At 50.8% G+C, this 5,720-nt stretch carries 4 protein-coding genes; all 4 read right to left on the bottom strand.

The features are described 5' to 3' along the window. Nucleotides 1-373, bottom strand: a 373-nt coding sequence (locus VIM87_RS24900) for an efflux RND transporter permease subunit (protein WP_331999612.1), incomplete at its 3' end; no start/stop codon positions are given. Between the two features lie 36 nt (nt 374-409). Further along, entirely contained in the window at nt 410-1,474 is a 1,065-nt protein-coding gene (locus VIM87_RS24895) for an efflux RND transporter periplasmic adaptor subunit (protein WP_331999611.1), read from the bottom strand. A 439-nt stretch (nt 1,475-1,913) separates the two neighbouring features. After that, complete coding sequence (locus VIM87_RS24890; RefSeq protein ID WP_331999610.1) at nt 1,914-3,629, bottom strand: RagB/SusD family nutrient uptake outer membrane protein; 1,716 nt, start codon at nt 3,627-3,629, stop codon at nt 1,914-1,916. Between the two features lie 20 nt (nt 3,630-3,649). Next, nucleotides 3,650-5,720 (bottom strand): SusC/RagA family TonB-linked outer membrane protein (locus VIM87_RS24885; RefSeq protein ID WP_331999609.1); only part of this gene is annotated, 2,071 nt, incomplete at its 5' end.

Here is a 5,720-nt window from a genome sequence, read left to right as displayed (position 1 = left end):
CATCAATATCCAGCGGCAGGCTGCGGGTGGCCTGGCTTACTTTATCACGCACATCACTGGCCGCAGCTTCCAGGTCGATCCCTAAATTAAACTCCACGGTAATGGCGCTGCTGCCTAAAGAGCTGGTGGAGCTGATGGTGCGGATGCCGGGAATACCGTTGATCTGTTTTTCCAGCGGTTCGGAGATCTGGCTTTCTATTACATCGGGGTTGGCGCCGGTATAAGCGGTGGTAACGGTGATCACCGGCGGATCAATGGCCGGGTAATCACGTACGGCCAGGAAGGTATACCCGATCACGCCGAATAAAATGATCAACAGGTTCATCACTGTTGCCAGCACGGGCCGCTTCAGTGACAGTTCAGAAATATTCATGTGTACTGTCTTATCTTATGTTTCCGTTCAAATCGTTTACTGCTGCGCAACTGCCGGCGCGGTTGTTTTTACGCCCCGTACTTTCAATGGCGCATCCGGGCGTGCAAACAGCACCCCGGTCACTACTACGGTATCGCCAGGGTTAATGCCGCTGGTGATCTCAATATTACTGGCTTCACGCAAGCCGGTTACAACATCTGCAAAAGCAGCTTTGCCGTTTTTTACCAGGATCACCTGGTTATTTTTATCGTTGGGGATGATGGCGTTGGTGGGCACCAGGATGGCTTTTTTATCGGCGGCTGCATTCAGGTACACTTTTACAAAAGCGCCGGGATGGCCTTTACCTTCCTGCAGCACGGCGCGCACCCGTATGTTACGGCTGGTAGGCGTTATCTGCGGCTCATAGGCTATCACTACTGCTTTACGCTGTGCGTTGGTGCTGGCATCTATCGTTACATCTACCACTGCGCCTTTTTTGATCACTGAACCGTATTGCTCCGGCAAAGTGAAATCCACTTTTATTTTATCCAGCTGCTGAATGGTAGCAATTACATTGGTGGGCGCTACATATGCGCCAATGCTTACCTGGCGCAGGCCTACAATACCGGTAAAGGGGGCGCGGATCACGGTTTTATCTATCAGCGCCTGGGTGTAGGCCATATCTGCCTTTGTGCTGTTCACATTATTAAGGGCCAGGTCATAGTCGGCCTGGTTAATGCCGTTAATGTCCAGCAGCTTGCGGTCACGTTCTTCAGTTTTCTGATACAGGTCCAGCTGCACTTTTGATTTCTGCAGCTGCGCCTGCAGGTCTGCATCGTTAATACGGGCAATGAGGGTACCTTGCTGTACCAGTGCGCCTTCCGGCACATTGAGGTAGGTAATGCGCCCGCTTATTTCCGGGTGCAGCTCTGCATATTCATTGGCTACCACCGTACCATTGGCCTCAATCGTGTTGTTAATGGTGCTGGTGCCGGCTATCATTACATCTACAATGGTAGCCTGGTTGTTGCCCTTTTCGCGGGCGCCGGGTGTAGCTGCTTTTCCTTTACACCCGGCTATGAGCACGGTGATGCCCAATATTCCGGTAATCAATTTTGCCATGTAACAAAACTAGAGATAAGGTAAGGGAGGTTTGGGGGGTGTCGGCCAACGGGCATTTACTATCGGTGGCTGCGGCGGATTGCGGGTTGAATAGGGTTAACAGTAATTAACAATATCCCGCGAAGCGGGGATTGTTAATTTTAATTACGAATTGGTCAATTACGAATTACGAATTGTGTAGTGCGGGTTGATGACTTTCTATGTACCGGCTGAAGCCTGAATTGAGAAAGTACCTAATAATTAATACAGATGGGTGGTTGATGACATAGGGTTTCAAAAAAACCGCCCATAATGTAGAAACATCACGGGCGTTTGCTTTTATCTATTCGTATTCATAAAACTTCTTAGATCATCTTTATAAACCGTATTTATATTTACTGAGCTACTTCACAACGAAGTGCTCAATTCGTAATTCGTAATTGGCAAATTCGTAATTAACCTAATATCCATCATTCTGCTTCAGTGTGGCCGTTCCGCTTATGGAACTATTCACGATCTCCTGCAGCGGAATAGGATAATAAATATTAGTAGCCTTGAACGTAGCATTATTCAGATAAGTACGTTTGCCTTTTTCCTGTGCCAGGTAAGTGTTCAGCACATCCGGTGCAATGCCCCAGCGTACCAGGTCAAAAAAGCGGTGGCCTTCCATGGCAAACTCCAGGCGCTCTTCAAAACGAACGGCTTTACGGGCCAGCGCCTTATCCGTCCACGTAGTGTTGTACAGGCCTACTTTGTAGTTGGCGGCATTGGTGCCATCCGGCAGCTTTACAAAACCTACGGGATTGGCGGCGCGGGTGCGTATCATATTCACCAGCTCGCGGGCGCGTTCCAGGGAGCCTATTTCAATTTCACATTCCGCTAACCACAGCAGCACATGCGAGTAACGCAACATGCGGTAGTTATTGGCATTTTGCCGCGGGTTATTGGCAAAGGTTGCGCTGCCGATGTCCACTTTATAGAACATGTTCTTTTTAGGAGAATAGGGCCCTGCATAGGCCTGATCACGGATCCAGGCTTTACCGGGGTGCAGGCCATGATCCAGGTAGGGAATGCCGCGGCGGCCCACCGTCCAGTCCAGGCGTGAATCCAGGGTGCCTGCATAGGGAGTGAAGGGATCTTTGGATTCTATGCCCTGGTCGTTCGTTACATCATCTGCATTGAAGTTATCCAATAAGGGCAGGCCATTGGCATCTGTTTTAAATGCATTCACCAGGTTTTGCGAAGGCTGAAAAAAGCCGCAGCAGGTGGTAGGCCCGCCATAGGGATAGTTCAGCGTAGCGCCCTGGTTACCATTTTCACCGCCGGGTGCACCATCATTCACGGAGTGCTCCACTTCAAAAACAGATTCTGCATTATTGTTAGCCTGTGCGCGGAAGTTATCGGCATACCGGTCTACCAGCACATAACCGCCCTGGCTTACAATAAGGTCCAGCAGGGTTTTAGCCTCTGCATACTTTTGCTGGAACAGCTTGGCTTTGGCCAGCATGGCGGCAGCGGCCCATTTGGAGGCGCGGCCGGGCTGTGTTTGGCGGTGAGGCAGGTTTTCGTAGGCAAACTGGAGGTCGGCCTCAATGTTGGGCCATATGTCTTTATCATTGGGCACTTTGGTGCTGTTGGCATCTTCCGGGTTGTACACATTCTCATCAATGTAAGGCACATGGTTCCACATCTTTTTAGCTTCAAAATGATAGTGGCCGCGCAGGAAGCGGGCTTCTGCCGTAATGCGGGTGCGCTCTGCATCATCAATTTCCGTGGCAGGTGTTTTGGCCAGCGCCTGTATCACATCATTACTGCGGGCAATACCGTCGTACACGGCCCGCCACTTACCACGGAAGTAATCATTATCTGCCAGGATCTGGTAGGTTTCAATGAGGCTGATGGCCGGCTGGTCGCCGGAGGTAGTGCCTTTATAGGCATCGTCAGCGGCTACGCTGCCATATACCCAGTTATCGCCGGAGCTTTGGTAGGTGGTGTTGCCTGCGCCCACGCCATCCAGCAATGAATAAGCGCCAATAAGCACGGCATTCACACCGCTATTGGTATACAATTGTTCCGGCAGCAGCACGCCTTTGGGTTTCAGATCCAGGAAGCTGTTGCTGCAGGCCGTGCATAGCAGCAGTAAAATAGCGGTATATATGGTTTTACGTGTGATCATGGTAATCATTTTATGGTTGTTTAGAAACTAATGTTTGCGCCTACGAGGTACACTTTTGCCATGGGATACGAGCCTTCGTCCACACCCATATGGCGGTCGTTATTAGGATCATAGTTACGCAGGTTAATTTCCGGATCAAGCCCGGTGTATTGGGTAATGGTCCACAGGTTTTGCCCTTGTATGTAAATGCGGAAGGTGCTGATGCCAAAGCGTTTTAACAGGCTTTCGGGCAGGTTGTAGGAAAGCTGTATGTTCTTAAAGCGCAGGTAAGAGCCATTTTCTACGTAGTAGGTGGATGGGTTGCTGCTGATCACATCATTGGAGCGGAGCTGGGGCAGCCTGGCATCTGTTTTTCCCGGGCGCCAGGAATCTTCCAGCATTTCCCGGCTGCGGTTACCGCCAAAAGTGGGGAAGTCGGTCCAGTAGCGCACATAGTTAAAGATCTGGTTACCCTGCACGCCTTGTGCAAACACGGTAAGGCCAAAGTTCTTATAGTTCACCTGGGCATTAAAGCCATAGGTAAAGTCCGGGTGTGGATTGCCGATAATGGTGCGGTCGTTGGCATCTATCTTATTATCGCCATTTACATCGTGAAAATGGAACTGGCCGGCTTTGTTATTAGCGCCGCCGCCAAATTGCGGGGGTGCTTTCAGCGCCTCATCATCCGACTGGAAAATACCATCGATCACATAACCAAAGAAAGAGGAAATGGGCTGCCCGGCCTGTGTTACCGTCATCGCCGGCAGGCGGGTGGTAAAGCCAAAGTAGCGGGTATTGGCATTGCCATCTGTTTTCTGTACTTCATTTTTATAGGTGCTGAAGTTAATGCCCAGGTCATAGGTAAGATCGCCTTTCATGGCATCGTTACTGAAGTTGATGCCCAGCTCAATACCGCGGTTCATCATGGTGGCAATGTTGCGGAAAGGGTTGGTAGCCTGGCCCTGGGTATACTGGATCTCTACGGGGAACAGCATGTCGCTGGTTTTACGCTGGTACACATCTATACCTACACTCAGCTTGCCTTTAAGCATGGTGGCATCCAAACCAATGTTGGTGCTGGTAGTGGTTTCCCACTTGGCATCCGGGTTGCCGAACTGGCTTAGCTCATAACCCTGCAGGGCAGAGGAACGGGAACCGTTCAGGTCATAAAAGGAGTTGGTAGGGTTGGTGCCAAAGGTCGTATAGCGGTTGTAGTTACCAATTTCCTGGTTACCTGTCTGCCCCCAGCCTACACGCAGCTTCAGATCGTTAATAGCGCTGATGCTTTTCATAAAAGGCTCTTCAGATACACGCCAGCCGGCGCTTACGGCCGGGAAGTAGGCCACGTTATGCTGCTGTGAAAAGCGGGAGGAGCGGTCCCTTCTCAGGGTAAAATCTACCAGGTATTTATCATTATACCCATAGTTGATCTTCCCGAATTCTGATGCCAGGCGCCAGTCGGAATACACACCGGTGTTAGTGGCGGTGCTGCCGTTGCCGGCATCTATATAACGGTTATCCAGGGCATCTAAAAAGAAGCGGGAGCGGCCGGTGGTGAGCGGGTCGTTCATGCTGCTGATAGCCTCTGTACCTAACAGGAAGTTGAAATGGTGCATGGAGCTGAGGTCCAGCCGGTAGGTGAGCGTGTTGTACCAGGTCCAGGTATTGCCATAGGCAGTGGAAATGGACAGGCTGTTCACGCTGGCCGATTCGCTGGATTCAATATCGCGGATGGTGTAGTTCCTGTAATTGTTCCAGTTATAATCTATACCAATGCTGGTGCGGGCGGTGAGGTTCTTTAAGATGTCCACCTCGGCCCAGCCATTACCAAACAGGCGCAGCTCTTTGCTGATGTTGTCTTTATTGCGGTACAGCGCAGCTACCGGGTTTTTGGCGTTATCCAGGTCGCCGCCTTTGGTGCCGGCAAAGTTGCCCATAATATCATATACGGGTATAATGGGCTGCATGCGGTAGGCAAAGGAAACGGGGTTACCCTCGTTCTGGTTACCGGCAGGCTGGCCTATGCGCTCGCCGTAGGCTACCTGGAAATTCTCACCTACCCGAATGGCTTTGCTCACGTTAAATTCCGTATTAGCGCGTACGGAATAACGT

This window comes from Chitinophaga sp. (assembly GCF_036569125.1).
Classification (GTDB): Bacteria; Bacteroidota; Bacteroidia; order Chitinophagales; family Chitinophagaceae; genus Chitinophaga.
This window is presented reverse-complemented; position numbering and strand designations above follow the sequence as displayed.